General features: G+C 72.3%; 19 protein-coding genes. 9 read left to right on the top strand and 10 right to left on the bottom strand.

The annotated features are described in order from the left end of the window. Window positions 1-97 precede the first annotated feature (97 nt). On the top strand, window positions 98-526 hold the full coding sequence (locus IH26_RS0128325) for a BTAD domain-containing putative transcriptional regulator (protein WP_030439290.1): 429 nt from the start codon (window positions 98-100) through the stop codon (window positions 524-526). Here the strand turns inward: IH26_RS0128325 and IH26_RS0128320 are convergent. After that, entirely contained in the window at window positions 517-2184 is a 1668-nt protein-coding gene (locus IH26_RS0128320; protein WP_084599132.1) for a PQQ-dependent sugar dehydrogenase, read from the bottom strand. The two genes, IH26_RS0128325 and IH26_RS0128320, sit on opposite strands and share 10 nt — an antisense overlap. Window positions 2185-2304: 120 nt before the next feature. On the opposite strand from IH26_RS0128320, the gene IH26_RS0128315 reads away from it, so the two are divergent. Further along, on the top strand, window positions 2305-2610 hold the full coding sequence (locus IH26_RS0128315) for a DUF1905 domain-containing protein (RefSeq protein ID WP_030439288.1): 306 nt from the start codon (window positions 2305-2307) through the stop codon (window positions 2608-2610). On the opposite strand, the gene IH26_RS0128310 is transcribed toward IH26_RS0128315, so the two are convergent. After that, window positions 2585-3088 (bottom strand): NUDIX domain-containing protein, encoded by a 504-nt coding sequence (locus IH26_RS0128310; RefSeq protein ID WP_030439287.1) that lies wholly within the window; start codon window positions 3086-3088, stop codon window positions 2585-2587. The genes IH26_RS0128315 and IH26_RS0128310 overlap by 26 nt on opposite strands. After that, on the bottom strand, window positions 3089-3871 hold the full coding sequence (locus tag IH26_RS0128305; protein ID WP_030439286.1) for a hypothetical protein: 783 nt from the start codon (window positions 3869-3871) through the stop codon (window positions 3089-3091). It abuts the gene before it with no gap. Window positions 3872-3960: 89 nt separating this feature from the next. Here IH26_RS0128305 and IH26_RS0128300 point away from each other — a divergent pair, with 89 nt between their 5' ends. Further along, a complete protein-coding gene (locus IH26_RS0128300) occupies window positions 3961-4758 on the top strand; it encodes a DUF3097 domain-containing protein (protein ID WP_030439285.1) in 798 nt (265 codons plus the stop codon). On the opposite strand, the gene pdxR is transcribed toward IH26_RS0128300, so the two are convergent. After that, a complete protein-coding gene (gene pdxR / locus IH26_RS0128295; RefSeq protein ID WP_245665576.1) occupies window positions 4715-6172 on the bottom strand; it encodes a MocR-like pyridoxine biosynthesis transcription factor PdxR in 1458 nt (485 codons plus the stop codon). The genes IH26_RS0128300 and pdxR overlap by 44 nt on opposite strands. Before the next feature lie 32 nt (window positions 6173-6204). Between pdxR and IH26_RS0128290 the strand changes: the two genes are divergently transcribed. Next, window positions 6205-7149, top strand: a complete 945-nt coding sequence (locus IH26_RS0128290; RefSeq protein ID WP_063763760.1) for a DMT family transporter — start codon at window positions 6205-6207, stop codon at window positions 7147-7149. Here the strand turns inward: IH26_RS0128290 and IH26_RS0128285 are convergent. After that, the gene (locus IH26_RS0128285; protein ID WP_030439282.1) at window positions 7121-8413 is read right to left on the bottom strand and encodes a serine hydrolase domain-containing protein; all 1293 of its coding nucleotides are present in this window, start codon (window positions 8411-8413) and stop codon (window positions 7121-7123) included. The genes IH26_RS0128290 and IH26_RS0128285 overlap by 29 nt on opposite strands. Before the next feature lie 107 nt (window positions 8414-8520). On the opposite strand from IH26_RS0128285, the gene IH26_RS0128280 reads away from it, so the two are divergent. Continuing rightward, entirely contained in the window at window positions 8521-8970 is a 450-nt protein-coding gene (locus IH26_RS0128280) for an NfeD family protein (RefSeq protein ID WP_030439281.1), read from the top strand. 9 nt (window positions 8971-8979) lie between these two features. Further along, on the top strand, window positions 8980-10101 hold the full coding sequence (locus IH26_RS0128275; RefSeq protein WP_030439280.1) for an SPFH domain-containing protein: 1122 nt from the start codon (window positions 8980-8982) through the stop codon (window positions 10099-10101). Window positions 10102-10159: 58 nt separating this feature from the next. Here the strand turns inward: IH26_RS0128275 and IH26_RS0128270 are convergent, their stop codons facing one another. Next, window positions 10160-10966, bottom strand: a complete 807-nt coding sequence (locus IH26_RS0128270; RefSeq protein WP_051808675.1) for a hypothetical protein — start codon at window positions 10964-10966, stop codon at window positions 10160-10162. Window positions 10967-11256: 290 nt separating this feature from the next. On the opposite strand from IH26_RS0128270, the gene IH26_RS0128265 reads away from it, so the two are divergent. Next, window positions 11257-11934 carry a hypothetical protein gene (locus IH26_RS0128265; RefSeq protein ID WP_030439278.1) on the top strand — a complete coding sequence of 226 codons (678 nt, stop codon included), beginning with the start codon at window positions 11257-11259 and terminating at the stop codon, window positions 11932-11934. 762 nt (window positions 11935-12696) lie between these two features. Beyond that, window positions 12697-13284: a dihydrofolate reductase family protein gene (locus IH26_RS0128260; protein WP_030439277.1), complete on the top strand. Its 588-nt coding sequence runs from the start codon at window positions 12697-12699 to the stop codon at window positions 13282-13284. Here IH26_RS0128260 and IH26_RS0128255 read toward each other — a convergent pair. Beyond that, on the bottom strand, window positions 13269-14147 hold the full coding sequence (locus tag IH26_RS0128255; RefSeq protein ID WP_030439276.1) for a LysR family transcriptional regulator: 879 nt from the start codon (window positions 14145-14147) through the stop codon (window positions 13269-13271). The genes IH26_RS0128260 and IH26_RS0128255 overlap by 16 nt on opposite strands. 78 nt (window positions 14148-14225) lie before the next feature. Here IH26_RS0128255 and IH26_RS0128250 point away from each other — a divergent pair, with 78 nt between their 5' ends. Beyond that, window positions 14226-15128 (top strand): EamA family transporter, encoded by a 903-nt coding sequence (locus IH26_RS0128250; RefSeq protein ID WP_051808598.1) that lies wholly within the window; start codon window positions 14226-14228, stop codon window positions 15126-15128. Window positions 15129-15150: 22 nt separating this feature from the next. Here the strand turns inward: IH26_RS0128250 and IH26_RS0128245 are convergent, their stop codons facing one another. The 3 genes from IH26_RS0128245 to IH26_RS0128235 form a co-directional block, all read right to left on the bottom strand. Further along, complete coding sequence (locus tag IH26_RS0128245; RefSeq protein ID WP_034216070.1) at window positions 15151-16197, bottom strand: FAD-dependent oxidoreductase; 1047 nt, start codon at window positions 16195-16197, stop codon at window positions 15151-15153. A 27-nt stretch (window positions 16198-16224) separates the two neighbouring features. Further along, a complete protein-coding gene (locus tag IH26_RS0128240; RefSeq protein ID WP_030439273.1) occupies window positions 16225-16581 on the bottom strand; it encodes a hypothetical protein in 357 nt (118 codons plus the stop codon). Window positions 16582-16770: 189 nt separating this feature from the next. Further along, a complete protein-coding gene (locus tag IH26_RS0128235) occupies window positions 16771-17781 on the bottom strand; it encodes a LacI family DNA-binding transcriptional regulator (protein ID WP_030439272.1) in 1011 nt (336 codons plus the stop codon). Between the last annotated feature and the right edge of the window lie 34 nt (window positions 17782-17815).

The raw sequence follows: 17815 nt of genomic DNA, 5'->3' as shown, positions 1-17815 counted from the left end.
GGCCGATGTCCACCCCGTACGGGCTCGGCACCAGCTCGGTCCGCCGGTCGCCGGGCTCCTCCGATCAGGGTCGAGGGCCGGGGCGAGCAGGTCCTTCATGCGGGCGAGCGCGGCGTCGTCGAAGGCGGTCACCGGGCGCGGGTCACGGACGACCAGCGCGGCCGGGGCTCCGGGCAGATCCTCCACCGCGAAGCCGCTCGCCGCCCGCCGCAGCGCCTCCGGGCCGGCCAGCTTGGCCAGCTGGCCGGTGGTCAGCAGGTTCCATCGCGTCGTAGGTCAGGCTCTGCTCCAGAGTGGCCGGTCGGCGGAGCGGGCCGGCCGGCTCGCCGCGGCCGTGACCGAGCTGCGCGCGGCGCTCGACCTGTGGCTCGGGCCGGTGCTTTGCGGGATCACCAGCCCCGAGCTGCAGCCGGAGATCGCCGGTTGGGAGGAGCGCCGGCTCGGCCTGGCCGAGGAGGTGTACGACCTCGCTTCGAGGCCGCCGGCCACTGACAGATGGCCGGCGACCGACGTCGGTCAGGCGTGAAGGGCAAGGTGCAGGATCTTTTCCTTGCTGTTGTTCGGGATGCTGTCCTTGTCGCCGACGTTGGTAGTGGTCAGCCACAGGCCGCCGTCGGGGGCCGGCTCGATGGTGCGCAGCCGGCCGTAGGTGCCGTTGAGGTACTGGCGGGCGCCGGTGAGCTTGTCGCCGGTGATCTGCCAGCGGTATATGCGGGTGCCGCGCTGGCAGGCTATGTAGGCCACGTTCTTGACGATCGCGATGCCGGAGCAGGAGCCGGACGCGGTCGGGTAGGTGGCCTTCGGCGCGAGGAAGCCGGGCGTGTTGCACTGGCCGGCCGTGCCCTCGCACTTGGGCCAGCCGTAGTTGCCGCCCTTCACGATCAGGTTGGTCTCGTCCATGATGCTGTTGCCGAACTCCTGCTCCCACAGCCGGCCCTGGGCGTCGAAGGCGAGACCCTGCGGGTTGCGGTGGCCGTAGCTCCACACGTAGTTGTGGAACGGGTTGTCGGCGGGGACGCTGCCGTCCGGGTTGAGCCGCAGCACCTTGCCGTTGAGGCCGTTCTTGTTCTGCGCGTTGTCGCCGTTCTGCGCGTCGCCGGTGGCCGCGTACAGCTTGCCGTCCGGGCCGAAGCGCAGCCGGCCGCCGTCGTGGAACTTGTTCCGCAGGATGCCCTTGAGCAGCACCTGCTCGGTGTCGAGCTGGAGCTTGTCGTCGACCATCTGGATCCGGACGATCCGGTTGTCGGTCGGCGAGGTGTGCATGATGTACAGCCAGTGGTCGGTGGCGAAGGTCGGCGCGACGGCCAGGCCGGTGAGGCCGCCCTCGCCGTCGGTGCTCTGCACATTGGGGACGGTGCCGACCGTGGTCTTGCTGCCGTCGGCCGGGTTCAGCTTGACGATGTCGTGCGCGTCGCGGCGGTTGTAGAGGATGCTGCCGTCCGGCAGGGTGGTCAGGCCCCAGGGGATGTCCGTGTCGGTGGCCACCTGGGTGACCCCACAGACCAGGTTGGTGCAGGCGGCGCCGGTGGTGAACTTGACCGTGTTGCTGCGCGCCGACGTGTTCCCCGCCGCGTCGCGGGCTACCACGGCGTACGCCAAGCTGGTTTTGATCGGCAGTCCGCTGTCGTTGAACGACGTGGTCGTGCCGGAGACGGACGAGGCCAGGGCCGGGCCGCGGTAGATGTCGTAGAACTTCACGCCGACGTTGTCGGTCGCCGCCTTCCAGGTCAGCGACACGGTGGTGCCCGAGACGCTGCCGGCCAGGCTGGTGGGCGCGGTGGGCGGCTTCTTGTCGGCGGAGCAGGGCGGCGGCGTGATGGTCACCGTGGCGCTCGCCTGCGAGACGTTGCCCGCGGCGTCGCGGGCGTTGACGTAGAGCCCCCACACCGCGCCTGGGACCACGGTCAGGCTGGTGGAGAGCGTCCTCCCGTCGACCGACTTCATCAGTTGGCCGTCGTGATAGAGGTCGTAGAACTTGACGCCCTGAGCGGCGGTGGAGGCGTCCCACGCGAAGGTCACGCTCTTGCAGGTCAGGCCGCTGACCCGGGGGTTGCCGGGCGGGGAAGGCGCGGTGGTGGCGCTCGCGGGCGTGCGGGAGGTCACGGCGATGAGGCCGACCGTGACGCCCCCGACGATCACCGTGGCCGCCGCGATCAGCATGGCGGTCGGGGCTAACCGGGGCATGAATCCTCCAAGAGCGTCGAGTCCCGGGTGACCATGAAACCAGTTGGGCGGGGCCTGGAGATCGGCGACCCTAGTTAGTTAATCAGCCGTTAGCCCGATCCGCTGGGTAGCGTGGCCTGCATGATGGTCGATTTCGAGTCCGAGCTGTGGGTCTGGGCGGCCCGCCGCGACGACAGCTGGACGTTCGTGAGCCTGCCGGTCGACGCGTCCGACGAGATTCGGGATCTGACCGGCGGGCGGCGGCGCGGGTTCGGGTCGGTGCGGGTCGAGGCCCGGGTGGGCGCGTCCGTCTGGCGTACGTCGATCTTTCCGGACAGCAAGAAGACCGGGGCGTACGTGTTGCCGATCAAGCAGGCGGTCCGCAAGGCCAACTCACTTGCGCCCGGCGACCGCGTGCAAGTCAGCGTAGAAGTGTTGCTTCACTGAAGAAGCGGTTCGCGGCCGCCGTGTGCAGGCTGAAACCCAGCTCGGTGGGCCCGTAGAGGATCTCCCAGCCGAGCGACTCGTCGTTCGGCGTCGAGGGCGGGATGGTGGCCGCGTCCTTGATGGCCGGGAGCAGGCCGAAGACCAGCAGCGTGCCGTCCGGCGCGCTGGCCGTGTCGAACAGGTGCATCTCGGCGGCGTCGGCGGTGAGGCCGACCTCCTCGAACAACTCCCGCGCGCCGGCCGCCTGCCAGGTCTCGCCGACGTCGATGTAGCCGCCGGGCAGCGCCAGCCGGTCACGGGCGGGCGGGATGCCCCGGCGTACGACCAGGAGGCCCGCACCCACCGGCTGCAGGACCACCGCGACCGGCTTGGGATTCTGATAGCTGGTCTCGCCGCAGGCCGCGCAGCGGCGCGGCCACGCCTGGCCGCGCCGGAATCGCGCTCCGCAGAACGTGCAATGCGCGAAGCGGTCCGGCATCTAGGGTCGCAACGGCGAGTTGCAGGCCGCCACGAGCGCCTGGCGGCACGCCGACATGAGCGGGCGCAGCGCCGCGTCGCGCTGCTGCGCCTCATACCCATTGATGGCGCCGCCCGGCGCGTTGGTCTCGGCCAGCGCGAGCACCTGGTCGAGCACGCCGGCCCGGGCGAACAGCCGCCGGGCCCGCGGGTCGAAGCCGGGTGGCAGGGTGGCGGTCGATTCCGGCCGGCGCAGTGCCTGCAGCGCGCCGGCCAGCTCGGGTTTCCACTGGGCCACGTCGAGCCGGGTGAGCTGGGCGGTGGCCTCGCCGAGCGCGGCGGTCAGCTCGGCCTCGGCCTCGGCCGCGCCCATCTGGAACACGGGTTTGTACTCCGGGGCCGGGAAGACCCGCCAGAGCACGGTCTCGAACTCGACGCCCGAGCCGGAGGTGTGCCGCCGGACCTCGGGGACGACGCCGAACTCGGGGGTCATCACCGCCTCGCCGGCCAGCAGCGCGGCGCCGGTCAGCTCGCCCGGGCCGGGCAGGCCGCGCGGGTCGCCGGGCGCCGGCAGCACCAGGCGGATGTCGTCGGGATGCAGCTTGGCGAACACCGGCAGGCCATGCGGGAGGGGCACATCGGTCCAGGTGCCCGGCGCGTCGGCGACGAGGTGCTCCTCGTCGGCGGCGATCTCGCCGGCCAGCTCGTCGAACGGCACCAAGCCGGCGCGCCAGGCGCGCACCCAGGCCACGAACCGGGTCGAGCGCCGCGCGGTGCGGGTGGCCGCATCAGCAGCGGGGGACATGCGAGCAAGGGTACGTGCCCATCGGGAAGGTTGTCTCGGCCGGAGCGTCAGAAAGCCCGTGTCCCTACCCACGGGTTACCGTGCCTTGCATGTATGGGGAGGACGTGCTCAAGGCGCAGTGGCGCCGCAAAAGGGTCGTGCCCGAGGTGGACGCGGAGATCGATCTGGTGGTCGAGGACGCCGACTCCGGGTTCTGCGGCGCGGTGGTCGGATTCGAGCTGGGCGCGGTCGTTCTGGAGGACCGCTTCGGCAAGCGGCGGAACTTTCCGCTGACGCCGGCCGCGTTCCTCCTCGACGGCAAGGCGGTGACCCTGCGGAAGCCTCCGGTGGAAAAAACGCAGGCGCGGAGGATCACCGCTTCCGGCTCGATCGCGGTGGCGGGCGTGCAGGCGCAGGTCGCCAAGGCGAGCCGGATCTGGGTCGAGGGCATTCACGACGCCGCGTTGGTCGAGCGCATCTGGGGCGACGACCTGCGGATCGAGGGCGTGGTCGTCGAGCCCTTGGACGGCATTGATGATCTTCAGGCCGCGGTGGCGGCGTTCGGGCCGGGAAGAGAGCGCCGGCTCGGCGTTCTCGTCGATCACCTGGTGCCCGGCTCGAAGGAGAGCCGCATCGTCGCCGCGGTCAAGGACCCCAACGTGCTGATCACCGGCCACCCCTACGTGGACATCTGGCAGGCGGTGAGGCCGGACCGGGTCGGCATCAAGAAATGGCCGGTCATCCCGCCCGGCCGCAACTGGAAGGAGGGCGTCTGCGAGGCGTTCGGCGTACGCGAGCCGGCCGACATGTGGCGGCGCATCCTCCGCGAGGTGAGCAGCTACAAGGACGTCGAGACGCCGCTGATCAACTCGATGGAGCGCCTGATCGATTTCGTGACGGTGGGGTGAGGGCGGTGCCGAGCCGCTGCGCGGCCTCGGTCAGCCGATCCGGCGGCTGCGCCGCATAGCCGAGCACGAGGCCGGGCGGGCCGGGTCGCTGTCGGTGCCAGGACAAAGGATGCACGAGTACGCCGTGGGCCGCGGCCCGCGCCGCGAGAGCGGTGTCGTCCTCCCCGGTGTCGAGGATGATCAACAGGTGCAGCCCGGCGGCCACCCCGGTGACCCGGGCCCGTGGCAGGTGCCGCTCGAGCCCGGCCAGCAGCGCGTCCCGCCGGCGCCGCTGCCGGGAGCGCACCAGCCGCAGGTGCCGCTCGTAGTCGCCGGAGGCGAGCAGCCGGGCCAGCACCAGCTGCGGCAGGGCGGGGTTGCCCAGGTCGGAGCCGTGCTTCGCCTCGAGCAGGGCCGGCTGGAGCCGGCGCGGGGCGATCAGCCAGCCGAGCCGCATGCCGGGGGCGAGGGACTTCGAGACACTTCCGGCGTACGCGACCCGCTCCGGCGCCGAACCCTGCAGCGCCGCGACCGGTGCCCGGTCGTAGCGGTGCTCGGCGTCGTAGTCGTCCTCGATGATCAGCCCGCCCCGGTCGAGCAGCGCGCGGCGCCGGGCCGGGCTCAGCACGACGCCGGTCGGGAACTGGTGCGCCGGGGTCAGCAGCGCGGCGTCCTGGGTGATCAGGTCGACCTGGATGCCCTGCTCGTCGACGGGGACCGGCTCCGGGCGTACGCCCCAATGGGCCATTTGATCTGTCGCGCCGCGCGATCCCGGATCCTCGACGGCGGCGGCGGTCACGCCGTCCTGCCGGAGGGTCTGCGCCAGCAGGGCGAGGGCCTGGGCCACGCCGCTGACCACGATGATGTCGTCGGCCTCGGCGCGGACGCCTCTCGTCCGGCGGAGCCAGGCGATCAACTCGGCGCGCAGTTTCGGAGTGCCGCCCGGGTCGCCGTAGCCGAGGTCGCTGCCAGTTATTTCGTCTAAAACCGATTTCTCCGCCTTTAGCCACTGCACACGCGGAAACGCCGACAAGTCCGGTACGCCGGGCGAAAGGTCGATGTCGATCCCCGGCGGCGGCGGAAACGGCAGGCGAAGCTCGTCGAGCGCCCGTCGCCGATCATGCGGCATTTCCGATTTACCCGAGATGTCGGTAACGCGGGTGCCGTCCCCGGTGCGGCCCGTGGCGAGCCCCTCGTCGATCAGCCGCTGATAGGCCTCGACCACCACCCCGCGGGAGATCTTCAGGTCGGCGGCGAGCACCCGGGTGGCGGGCAGCCGCGCCCCGGACGCGAGCCGGCGCCCGGCGATCGCGTCCCGCAGCCCGGCGGTCAGCCACGCGGTCAGGCCCTTCGCCGGGGCGTCCTCGGCCCGCAGCTGAAGAAAGTCCGATCCGGAAATTGGTCCTCCTTCAACGGACCCCGATTGGCCCTTCAACCGGACCATACCCGGCGGCAGCATCCCTATGCGTGAGCCCTTTCCCGCTTCTCGCCGGCGCCGTCGGCATGGTCTTCGTCGGCGGCAGCGTGGCCGTCTCCGGCGTTCTCGCCGACACCCCAATGCTGACCGTCCAATGCCTGCGGTACACGGTCGCCGCCCTCCTGCTCGCCCTCTTCGCCCGGGCGACCGGCCGCCGCCTGGTGCGCCCGCGCGGCACCGAGTGGCTGTGGCTCGGCGGCGTCGTGCTGACCGGCATGTTCCTGTTCAACGTGGCCCTGGTGCTCGGCGCGCGGCACGCCGAGCCGGCCGTGCTCGGCGTGGCGGTGGCCTGCGTGCCGGTGCTGCTCGCGGTGGTCGGGCCGCTGATCGAGGGGCACGCCCCGGCGGTACGGCTGATCGCTGCCGCGCTGGTGGTGACCGCCGGCGCCGGCCTGGTGCAGGGCTTCGGCCGGGCCGACGCGATCGGGCTGCTCTGGGCGCTGGTCACGTTCGCCTGCGAGGCCGGGTTCACGCTGCTGGCGGTGCCGGTGCTCGGGCGGCACGGCCCACTCGGCGTCTCGGTGCACGCGATCTGGATGGCGGCTGTGCTCTTCGGGGCGACCGGGATGGCGTGGGAGGGCCCGGCGGCGGTGCTGCGGCTCACCGGCGCGGACCTGCTGGCCGGGGCGTATCTCGCGGTCGCCGTCACGGCGCTGGCGTTCGTCCTCTGGTACAGCTGCGTCGAGCGGGTCGGCACCGCCCGGGCCGGGCTGCTGACCGGCATCGCCCCGATCGCGGCGGCGGCCACCGGGGTGGTGCTCGGCGGGCCGCGGCCGTCGCTGCTGGTCTGGCTGGGCGTCGCGGTCGTGGCGACCGGGCTGGCGCTGGGGCTGACCGAACGAGATCGCGTACGCCTCGGCGCCGGCCCGCCGGACCATGACTCCGACGGCGACCTCGCGAGTGTGCTCAGGCCAAGTGGTGCGGGTCGCGGCTGAAGACGAAGGTCGCGATGTCCACTTTCAGGATGGCGCCGGAATCGCCGCGGATCACCTGAAGGACCTCGCCCTCGTTCTCGCCGTCGACGCCTCGCCAACGATCCGGGGCCTCGCGGACGAACCGGGAGCCGGACATCTCCAGGGCGTCGCCGTCGGCGTGGATCTCGTACTCCCGGCCCATCCACCACCAGCGGCCGACCAGCTCCGCGGCCTCGCCCGCCGGCGGGGCCGGCGGCTGCCAGGGCGCCGGGGTCACCGGCTCGCCGTCGAGGGCCGCGGTCAGGGCGGCGAGCGCGACCTTGCGGATGTGGGTGCCTTGCAGCCCGTACGAGTTGGCGAAGGCGATCACGCCGAGCCGGCTGCGGCGGTGCACCGCGAGGTGCGCCACGTAGCCGGGCATCGAGCCGCCGTGGCCGACGAAGACGCGCTCGCCGACCCGGAAGAGCTGCAGGCCCAGGCCGTAGCCGCCGGTCCAGGACTCGAGGTCGCTGATCACCACCGGGGCGCACATCTCGTCGACCGTCTCCCGCGGGAGCACCGCGGGGGCCGGGTCGGTGAGGAACGCCGCCCACTTGGCCATGTCGGTGATCGTGGACCAGAGCTGGCCGGCCGGGGCCATCGCGCCGGAGTCGTGACGCGGCTCCTCGTGCAGGCTGTCGTCGAGGGCGTGCACGACATAGCCGCGGGCGAACGGCTCCATCGGGGCGTACGTGGTGCGCTTCATCCCGAGCGGGTCGAGCACCCGCTTGCCGACCAGGCTGGTCCAGGACTCGCCGGTCACCCGCTCGAGGACCGCGCCCAGCACGCCGTACGCCAGGTTCGAGTAGCGGTAGCGGCGGAACGGCGGGCCGGACAGCTTGTCGTAGCCGAGATCGGCCAGCAGCTTGTCGACGTCGCCGCCGGCGGTGCGCTCCCACCACTGGCCATCCGGCTCGCGCTGCAGGCCGGAGACGTGACCGAGCAGCTGGCGCAGGGTCACGCCGCCGATCGAGGTGCCCGGCAGGTGGCGGTAGAGCAGGTCGTCGAGGGCGAAGAAGCCCTCGTCACGCAGCTGCATGACCAGCGTGGCGGTCATCGTCTTGGTGATCGAGCCCAGGCGGTACTGCGTCTTCGCATCCGGCACCGGGCGTACGCCGGCCCCCGCGAAGTGCAGCACCGCGCGGTCCCGGACGATCGCCAGGGCCAGCGAGGGGGTATGTCCCTCGGCCTGCGCCCGGGCGGCGATCTCGTCGACCCGGCGGGCCGTATCCGGCAGCAGCGACACGTGGACCCCCTCGACGAACGATTCTTCTGATTCAACTGCGAACCGCCGATATGGCTACGCCAGAATGACGCATCGCGGTGAGTGCGTCGCCGTGCAACGATCGAAGTGTGGAAGCGATTCTCTGGATCGTGCTCGGCATCGCACTCGCGATCGCCGAAGCTTTCACGGCCACGCTGCTGATCATCTTCTTCGCGGTGGGCGCCTTCGCCGCGGGCGGTGCCGCCGCGCTCGGGGCCCCGTTCCTGGTCCAGGCGATCGTCTTCGCCGTGGCCTCCGGGGTGTCGGTCGCCGCGCTGCGCCCGATCATCCTGCGCCACGCCAAGTCGGCGCTGGAGACCGGGGACACGCCGTTCGGCATCGAGGCGATGCACGGCCGCCACGGCACGGTGGTCGAAGAGGTCGACGGCGACCACGGCATGGTCAAGCTGGAGGGCGAGCTGTGGCAGGCCCGCTCCTTCGACGGCACCGAGAAATACCTCCCGGGCGAGCGGGTCCGGGTGGTCAAGGTCCAGGGCGCCACGGCCATTGTGTGGCGCGACGATTTGCCCGACATTTAGAGAGGCGCCATGGAAGCAGTGATCGGCGTTCTAGTAATCGTGATCGTGGTATTCGCCATCGTCACGCTGCTCCGGTCCATCCGCATCGTCCCGCAGCAGCGCATGGACGTGGTGGAGCGCCTGGGCAAGTACAAGCGCACCCTGAACCCGGGCCTGAACGTGCTCGTCCCGTTCGTCGACGCGGTGCGCAGCAAGGTGGACATGCGCGAGCAGGTGGTCTCGTTCCCGCCGCAGCCCGTGATCACCTCGGACAACCTGGTCGTGTCGATCGACACGGTCCTGTACTTCAAGGTGGTCGACCCGGTCCGGGCGACCTACGAGATCTCCAACTTCCTGCAGGCGATCGAACAGCTGACGGTCACCACGCTGCGTAACGTGATCGGCTCGCTCGACCTGGAGCGGGCGCTGACCAGCCGTGAGGAGATCAACCGCCACCTCTCCACGGTGCTCGACGAGACCACCGGCCGCTGGGGCATCAAGGTGACCCGGGTGGAGATCAAGGCGATCGAGCCCCCGCCGAGCATCCGCGACTCGATGGAGAAGCAGATGCGCGCCGAGCGGGAGCGCCGCGCCACCATCCTCAACGCCGAGGGCCACAAGCAGGCCCAGATCCTCACCGCCGAGGGCGAGAAGCAGGCCGCGGTGCTGCGGGCCGACGGTGACCGGCAGTCCCGGATCCTGCAGGCCGAGGGCCAGGCCAAGGCGATCCGTACGGTGTTCGACGCGATTCACCAGGCGAACCCGTCCCAGAAGGTGCTGGCCTACCAGTACCTGCAAGCCCTGCCGCAGATCGCGAACGGCTCGGCGAACAAGGTGTGGATCGTGCCGACCGAGCTCAGCAAGGCCCTCGAGGGTCTCGGCGGCGCGCTCGGCGGCCTGGCCAACATGGCCGGCGACGTGCCGGCCACGACCGTCAACGCGGCCGAGGTGGAGCGTGAGGCGGCGGCCGCGGCGCAGTCCGCCGCGGATGCCGCGGCCCAGGTGGACGAGCAGGTCCGGGTGGCGGAGGCGCAGGTCTCGGGCGATCCGGATCGTACGGCCGCACTGCCGGCGCCCGATCCGATCCCGCCGTCGGCGGCGCTCGGCGGGGCCGACTACAACGGCTCCCAGGTGCAGCGCGATCACGCCTGATCCATCCCGGCCACAGCGAACGGCCGGCCCGATCCCGGGCCGGCCGTTCCGCGTTTCCTCAGTCGGTCGACGAGCTGGTGGCGCTGGCGCTCGGGTCGGCGCTGGGCTCCTCGCTCGGCGGCGCGGAGGCACCGCCCTGGTCGTTGCCCTGGTTGTTGTCGCCCTGGTTGTTGCCGGCACCGCCGACACCCGCGGCGGCCTTCGCGTCGGCCAGCGCGAGGCAGGCCTGGAGCAGCGTCTTCTGGGCGGAGTCCACGGCGGCCGTGGCGGCGGCGCCGCCCTGGTTGGCGCCGGTCGCGCCGTCTCCGGCCGCGCCGCTGGCGGACGCGCTCGGGGTCGGCTTGGCCTTGCCCTTACCCTTCGCCTTGGCCTTGGCGGCCTTGGCCTTCAGGGCCTTCGCCCACTTGGCGGCGACCTTCGCCCGGAGGGCCCTCGCGGCCGCCGCGCTCTGCGCCTTGCCCTGGTCGGCGTTGCCCTGGTCGGCGTTGCCCTGGTCGGCGCCCTGCTGGGCGGCACCCCCGGCGGCGGCCGCGTCGGCCGCGAACGTGTCGCACGCCGTCTCGAGGGCCTGCGCCGAGGCGAGGGCCGCGTCCCCGGCGCCCTGCGCCTGCACCGGGTCCAGCTTCTTGCCGTCGCAGAGAACATCCTGGCCGGAGATCTCGAGCGCCTTGCACTGCGAGACATCGAACTTCTGGCCCTGAACCGTGATCACGTCGGCGGCCGCGGCGGCTTTCGGGGTGGTGCTGGCGTTTGCGAACTGAACGCCGGCCAGGCCGGCCGCGACCAGTACCCCGCTGACGGCGAAGGCACCGATGGCCTTGCGCCGATTGGGATTCTGGTTCCTTCGGTACGCACGCGATCTCATCATCACTCCTCGTTCGTGGACGTCGATGTGGTCGGTCGGCCCGCAGTACGGACCCCACCGGGCCTTGGGTTCAACACGTTCCGTCGCGAAGGCGTGGTTTTGGGGGGCGTTCTCGTGCGTTTGTGCAGTTCAGCGGCGTACGCAAGAAATTTGAATTTGATCTGGCCGAGTCACCCGTTCGGCTTTTCTGGCAATCCCCTGCGAATCTTCCGGACATTTGGAATGCTCTGCGCAGGATTCCGACGGCTGCCCCCGGGCCGCTCGGTGGGAGCCCACGCTAGGCGGAAGCCATGACCACCAGCCATCACCGCACGGCGAGCGGCCGGCCGTTACGAGTCGCGCCGGCCTGGGTCGGTGGCGCGCGCCCGGCCGACGGCGCGGCAGATCAAGGACATTTGCTGCCCGTACGCGAGGCGGTATGGGTCTGGTCGGTGAGGCGCTACGCCCGGCTGGCGCTGTGGGCCCTGCCCGCCGCGGCGATGCTCGACGGCTGGCTGACCCTGGGCATCGAGACGCCCCCGGGCCCGCTGGTGGTGAGTCTGGCGGCGGACTGGCTGGCGACGATCGCGATGCTCGCGCTGACGGCGCTGCTCGCCGGGACCAGGGCTCGCCGGACGGCCATTGCCGGGCTGCTGATCGGGCTGGGCGGGACGGTGCTCAGCCTGCCGCTGGCGGCGCTGCCCCCGGACTCGCTGGCGGCCGGGGCGTCGCTGACGGTTGCGCAGCTCAGGGTGGCTGTCACGGTCGCGGCCGCGGTCAGCGGGGCGGGGTGGCTGCTGCTGGGGTGGGCGGTGTTCAGGTCCAAACTGGTCAACCCGGCCGACGGGGTGCTGCTGATGCTGGCGGCGGTGGCGATCGGAGCCGGGTCCTACGCGAGGCAGCCCCTACCTACGGTGGGGGCTTTGCTGTTGCTGGCGGCGGGGACGGGGCTGGCCTGGACGGGGTCGCGGTTGATTCCGCGCGCCTGAGCGTCCGTTATCTTGCTGAGCGAGTATCTTGCTGGGCGAGTATCTTGCTGAGCGAGTATCTAGCTCAGCTAGACATCTTTCGGGCTCAAGGTTTGGGTGGGATGCGGCGGCTGGCCGGTGTGCGCTGTTCTGCTCTGGGTGGCCGATCGGGCTGGGTGGGTGGCCGGGGCTTGCCATGGCCCGGGGGTGCGTGGTCGCTGATCGTGCGGCCGGTCGGGCTTGGTGGGTGGTCCGGCCCGGGACGGGGGCGTGGGTGACGCATCCTCGAGCGACGGCCGGGCACAACGGCGATGACTTGCTGTTCGTGGCGAACAGATGCGCTTCAAGGTTCAGCGACGGCCGGCAAGCGATGATGACCTGCTGTTCGTGGCGAACAGCAAACCTTCATCCTTGCCGCGAAGATCGCCCGGCGAGGTCCCTCGGCGCCTTGACGGCCCCGGCATTCGCCGCATATCGGCCACCGTGACCGGCCGCAGCCACCGCCACCACGCAGCCCCCGGGCCATGGCAAGCCCCGGCCATCCGCCACGCCGGCAGCGAACCATCCACCCGGTACGGACCAGCACGCAGGTCTCCAACGCCCACCTCGAGCGCGAAAGGTGTGAGTATCTCGCTCCGTGAGTATCTCGCTCGGCGTGTGAGTCGGCGCGGGCGCGACCGGGCGCGGCCCGGGTTGGCGCTTCGGGCGGCGCGCGTCCGGACCGGGTCGGTGGCATGCTCCGAAGGGTGGGCTTCGACGGGCGGGGCCGCGGAGGGAGCGGTCATGACCAAGGTCGTCGCCGACATCTCGGTGTCGTTGGACGGGTTCGTCACCGGGCCGGAGCCGGGTCCCGCGCAGGGTCTCGGGCGCGGCGGTGAAGCGCTGCACACCTGGGCGCTGCGGCCCGACGCGATCGACCGGGCCGTGCTCGAGGAGTCCGTCGCCGCCACCGGGGTGGTGATCATGGGTCGGCGGCTGTTCGACCAGATCGACGCGCCGGACGGGTGGAACGACGAGATGGGGTACGGCGCGGATCTGGCCGCCGAGCCGCCCGTGCTCGTGGTGACCCGGAACCCGCCGGAGAAGGTGCGGCTCGCCGACCGGATGACCTTCGTGGTGGACGGGATCGCCAGCGCGGTGGCCAAGGGCATCGCGGTGGCCGAGGACCGTGACGTGGTCATCATGGGCGGCGGCGAGACCGTCCGTACGGCGATCGAGGCCGGGCTGGTCGACGAACTGCGCCTGCACCTGTCGCCGGTGCTGCTCGGCGGGGGTGTCCCGCTGTTCGACCGGGCCGCGCCGCGGGCACTGCGGCAGATCCACGTGCGGTCGTCCGGCCACGCCACCCACCTGACCTACCGCGTGGACTGACCGGCCGCCGCCTCGACGAACGCGGCCGCCGCCGGCGTCGGGTTGAAGTCGCTCCAGGCCAGGTACTCGACCCGGGTGGGGCCGTCGGCCAGCGGGACGGTGACCACGTCGGGCAGGCCGGCCACGAAGCGGGACGGCAGCAGCGCCACCGCCAGGCCCTGCCGGATCAGGCCGAGGATCAGGTCGGTCGCCATGGCCTCGAAGGCGACCTCCCGGGACAGGCCGGCGGCGGCGAAGGCCAGGTCGCTCTGCGCCCGGCCGGCCGTGTCCGCGGGGAAGTCCGCGAACGGCTCGCCGGCCAGCGCGGCCAGGTCGAGTCGAGCCCGCGTGGCCAGCCGATGGGTGCGGGCCAGCACCGCCACGTGCCGGTCGTGGTCGAGGGCCCGGTAGCGCACGCCGCGCGGCCGCACCGACTCCGGCAGGCCCAGCAGGGCCACGTCCAGCTCGCCGGCCCGGACGCTCTCCACCATCTCGTCGCTGCCGCCGCCGCGCAGCACGATCCGCACCCGCGGGTGCCGGGTGTGGAAGTCGCGCAGCACGGCCGGCAGGTCGAGGCCGGTCACCGTCGGGATCATGCCGACCGCCAGCCGGCCGCGGATCTCCCCGGTGGCGGCCGCGGCGTCGACGGCGGCCCGGTCGGCGGCCTCCAGGCAGGCCCGCGCGGCCGGCAGGAACGCCTCGCCCGCGGCGGTCAGCGCCACCCGCCGGCTGGTGCGGGCGAACAACCGCACGCCCAGCTCGCGCTCCAGCGCGGCGATCTGGTGGCTCAGCGCGGACTGCACCACCCGGCACTCCCTGGCGGCCCGGGTGAAGTTTCCGGTGCCCGCGACGGCCAGCACGTAACGCATCTGCTGCAGCTCCACGGATCTATCGTGAATCACGATCGCTGCGCTGAGAAGTATGTGTTGGACTCATCGATGCGAGCGGCCGACGCTGGGGGCATGAACGCGAAGACAACCGCCATCACCGCGCTGGCGCCGGCCGTCTGGGGCACCACCTACCTCGTCACCTCGCAGCTGCTGCCGGCCGGGCACCCGATGTTCGCCGGGCTGATGCGGGCGCTGCCGGCCGGGCTGGCCGCGCTGGCGATCACCCGGCAGCTCCCGCGGGGCGTCTGGTGGTGGCGCGCGCTCGTGCTGGGCGCGCTCAACATCGGCGCGTTCTTCCCGCTGCTGTTCCTCGCGGCCGAGCGGCTGCCCGGCGGGGTCGCCGCCACGCTCGGCGCGACCCAGCCGATCATCGTGGCGTTCCTGGCCGTCGCGGTGCTGGGCGAGCGGCTGTCCGGCTGGCGGCTCGCGTGGGGCCTGGTCGGGGTGGCCGGGGTCGGGCTGGTCGTCCTCGGGCCGGCGGCGGCGCTCGACGCGACCGGGATCATGGCGGGGCTGGCCGGTGCGGGGGCGATGGGGCTGGGCGTCACGCTGACCAAGCGCTGGGGGCGACCGGAGGGAATCAAACCGATGGCGTACGCCGGATGGCAGTTGACCGCTGGTGGGCTGGTGCTGCTCGTGCCGACCGCGGTGACCGAGGGCGTGCCGGGCGGGGTGGATGCCGCGGCCGCCGCCGGATACCTCTGGCTGGGCCTGGTCGGCGGGCTCCTCGCGTACACCATCTGGTTTTCCGGTCTTCGGAAGTTGCCGGTCACCGCGACCGCCCTGCTCGGCCTCCTTTCCCCGCTGGTCGCGGCGACGGCCGGCGCGCTGGTTCTCGGTCAGACGCTCAGCACCACCCAGCTCGCCGGTTTCGGCCTGGCCCTGGCCGCGCTGCTGGCCGGCCAGCTCACCCCGCAGCCGCGACGCCAGGGAGAGCCTCGACGGCGTCAGCGACTGGCTCGGCGGACGGCCTGACCTGATTCCGGCGCCGTCCTCTTCAGCCGCGACCCCCGCCGTCTCGGGTAGACCCGGCCACCATACGGGCGCTGGCGGCGACCGTCTCCTCGGTGCGCGGCCGCCGCGCGGCGACATATGCCGCGAACGCGCCGGCCGGGTCGTCGTGCACGCTCAGCGCCCCGGCCAGCGCCACCGCGTCCGCCAGCGCCATCGACGCCCCTTGCGCGGCGGCCGGCGAGGCGGCGTGCGCCGCGTCCCCGACCAGCACCATCCGGTCGTTGTGCCAGTTCGGCGTGGACGGGATGTCGTACGAGTCGCCGCCGACGACGTCGCCGGCGCCGGTGGCCGCGATGATCTCCGCCACCGGCGTCTCGTCCGCACGGGCCGCCGCCAACGCCAGCTCACGCCAGCGATCGGCGCCGGCGCCGGCCACCCAGGCGTCCCCGTTGACCCGCGCGAACCACCACGTGCGCCCGTCGCCCGGCGCGGTGAACCCGAAGAACGCCCGGCTCCCGAACACCATCCGGTACGCCCCCGGCGCCCCGCCGCCCAGCTCGCCGGGCGCGTAGCCGTAGATCACGTGCTGCCCGGTGTAGCGTGGCGCCGGCGCCAGCTCATCGATGAGCCCTCGCACCACGGAGTGCACGCCGTCCGCCCCCACCAGCAGGTCCCCGTCGGCCGTCGACCCGTCCGCGAACGTCAGCTCGACGCCGACCGTGGCCGTGACGAGGCGTTTCCCGTGGACGACCGGAATGCCCCGCTCGACGGCCAGCCCCTGCATGGCCCGGTACAGCGCCGCCCGCGTCAACGTCCGGGCCGACCCCTCGATCGGCCGCTGCCCGACGACCTGCCCCCGCGCGTCGAGCAGTTCGACCGCCCCGGCCGGATAGGACGCCGCCACCACCGCACTCTCGGCGCCGAGCGACGACAGCGCCGCCATCCCGTTCGCCATCACGGTCAGGAACGCTCCCGCGTCCTCCCCGCCCTCGGCATGCGCCTCGTAGACCACCGGCGAGATCCCGGCCCGTTGCAGCGCCAGCGCCGCAGCCGTCCCCGCCACTCCGCCGCCCGCCACCAGAACCCGCACCTTCCCAGCAGACCACACCGGGCCGGGTCATCGATGCCCCGCCCGGTTCATCGGCTTCCTCGCGCCGAGGAAGCCGGCCGCGATGATCGATACGCGCCGGCCCACCGTGAGCCACGCCTGGTGCCCGAGCGGGGTGCCCGTCAGCAAAATGCGCAGGGATTCGACCCCGCCGTCGCCCGGCACTCGCCGGGTCAGCTCGTCGTCGTCGCTGGTTCCGGCGGCGAGGACGCGGGCCGGCCTCGCCAGCTGGCCGGGATCGGTGAAGCGCAGGCGCAGGTGGCCACCCGGGACGAGGCGCTTGCGCTCGGCGGCGGCTGGTCCACGACACGGGGTCGGCGGGCTGTCCCTACGGCGGATCGCGGCGGAGCTGGGTGTCCTGCCCAACGCCCGCTACAGCCACGTCGCGGACAAGCAGGCGCTGCGGTACATCCAGCGGGCCGGTGGGGGACCGAACGCCATCCGGCTCGCCCAGCGCGGCGTGCAGATCTACCGCGACGCCGGGACACGGAGTTCAACCTCGGGCTGGAGTGGCTGCTGGACGGCGTCGCCACCCGGATCGAGGACTGAGCGGGCTCAGGCGGAGGCGCGCCAGACGATGGGGGAGGGCAGCAGCAGTCCACGTTGGCCGATCTCCTCGCCCTGCAGCTGGCGGAGCACCAGATCGGCCGCGTGCTCGCCGATCTCACCGGCCGGCTGGTGCACCGTGGACAGATGCGGGCGGGTGCGCAACGCCCAGGAGCTGTCGTCGAAGCCGACCACGCCCACATCGGACGGGACCGACCGGCCCGCCTCGCGCAGCGCCTCGACCGCGCCGGCCGCCACCGCGTCCGAGCCGGCGAAGACGCCGTCGATGGCCGGGTCGCGGTCGAGCAGCGTACGCATGCCCTTGGCGCCCCAGGCGAAGTCGTAGAGCGGCACCTCGGCCACCAGCGACTCGTCGAACAGCGGGCCCAGCGCGCGTTGGAAGCCGGTCAGCCGGTCGGCGCCCGAGTCCCGGTCCACCGCGGGGGCGATCATGCCGACCCGGCGGCGACCGGTCGCCACCAGGCGACGGGTGATCTCCTCCGCCGAGGTCAGGTTGTCGATCCCGACGTACGGAATCTCGGGGTGCAGGTCGCGCGGATGGCCGACGAAGGCCGACGGGAGCGCCAGCCCGCCGACCACCTGGATGATCGGGTCGTGGCTGCGGGCCGAGACGATGATCGCGCCGTCGACGAAGCCGCCGCTCAGGTAGCGGGTGATCCGGGCGGTGTCCCGCTCCGAGTCGACGACCAGGTTGACCATCTGGTAGTCGGCCGCGGACAGCGTCGCGTTCGCGCCGAGCATGATGCCGCCGATGTTGGGGTCCTCGAGGAACAGCGCGTGCGGCTCGAGCACGATGAAACCGATCGCCTGGGAGCGCTGCATGACCAGGTTGCGGGCGGCCGTGTTGGGCACGTAGCCGACCTCGCGGATGGCCCGTTCGATGGCCGCGCGCGCGGTCGCCGACACGTAGCCGCCGTTGAGCACGCGGCTGACCGTGCCTCGCGAGACCCCCGCGGCGGCGGCGATGTCGTGCACGGTGGCGCGCTTCCCAGGTTTCACAAACAAGGATTCTAGATTTCCGGCTCTTGACGTA

The organism is Actinoplanes subtropicus, assembly GCF_000721705.1.
Lineage (GTDB): Bacteria > Actinomycetota > Actinomycetes > Mycobacteriales > Micromonosporaceae > Actinoplanes > Actinoplanes subtropicus.
This window is presented reverse-complemented; position numbering and strand designations above follow the sequence as displayed.

Bases quoted from the DNA above. Each gene is read 5' to 3' on its own strand.
- IH26_RS0128325 (WP_030439290.1), top strand. From the start codon at position 98: ATGCGGGCGAGCGCGGCGTCGTCGAAGGCGGTCACCGGGCGCGGGTCA.
- IH26_RS0128320 (WP_084599132.1), bottom strand. From the start codon at position 2,184: ATGCCCCGGTTAGCCCCGACCGCCATGCTGATCGCGGCGGCCACGGTG.
- IH26_RS0128315 (WP_030439288.1), top strand. From the start codon at position 2,305: ATGATGGTCGATTTCGAGTCCGAGCTGTGGGTCTGGGCGGCCCGCCGC.
- IH26_RS0128310 (WP_030439287.1), bottom strand. From the start codon at position 3,088: ATGCCGGACCGCTTCGCGCATTGCACGTTCTGCGGAGCGCGATTCCGG.
- IH26_RS0128305 (WP_030439286.1), bottom strand. From the start codon at position 3,871: ATGTCCCCCGCTGCTGATGCGGCCACCCGCACCGCGCGGCGCTCGACC.
- IH26_RS0128300 (WP_030439285.1), top strand. From the start codon at position 3,961: ATGTATGGGGAGGACGTGCTCAAGGCGCAGTGGCGCCGCAAAAGGGTC.
- IH26_RS0128275 (WP_030439280.1), top strand. From the start codon at position 8,980: ATGGAAGCAGTGATCGGCGTTCTAGTAATCGTGATCGTGGTATTCGCC.
- IH26_RS0128270 (WP_051808675.1), bottom strand. From the start codon at position 10,966: ATGAGATCGCGTGCGTACCGAAGGAACCAGAATCCCAATCGGCGCAAG.
- IH26_RS0128265 (WP_030439278.1), top strand. From the start codon at position 11,257: ATGACCACCAGCCATCACCGCACGGCGAGCGGCCGGCCGTTACGAGTC.
- IH26_RS0128260 (WP_030439277.1), top strand. From the start codon at position 12,697: ATGACCAAGGTCGTCGCCGACATCTCGGTGTCGTTGGACGGGTTCGTC.
- IH26_RS0128250 (WP_051808598.1), top strand. From the start codon at position 14,226: ATGAACGCGAAGACAACCGCCATCACCGCGCTGGCGCCGGCCGTCTGG.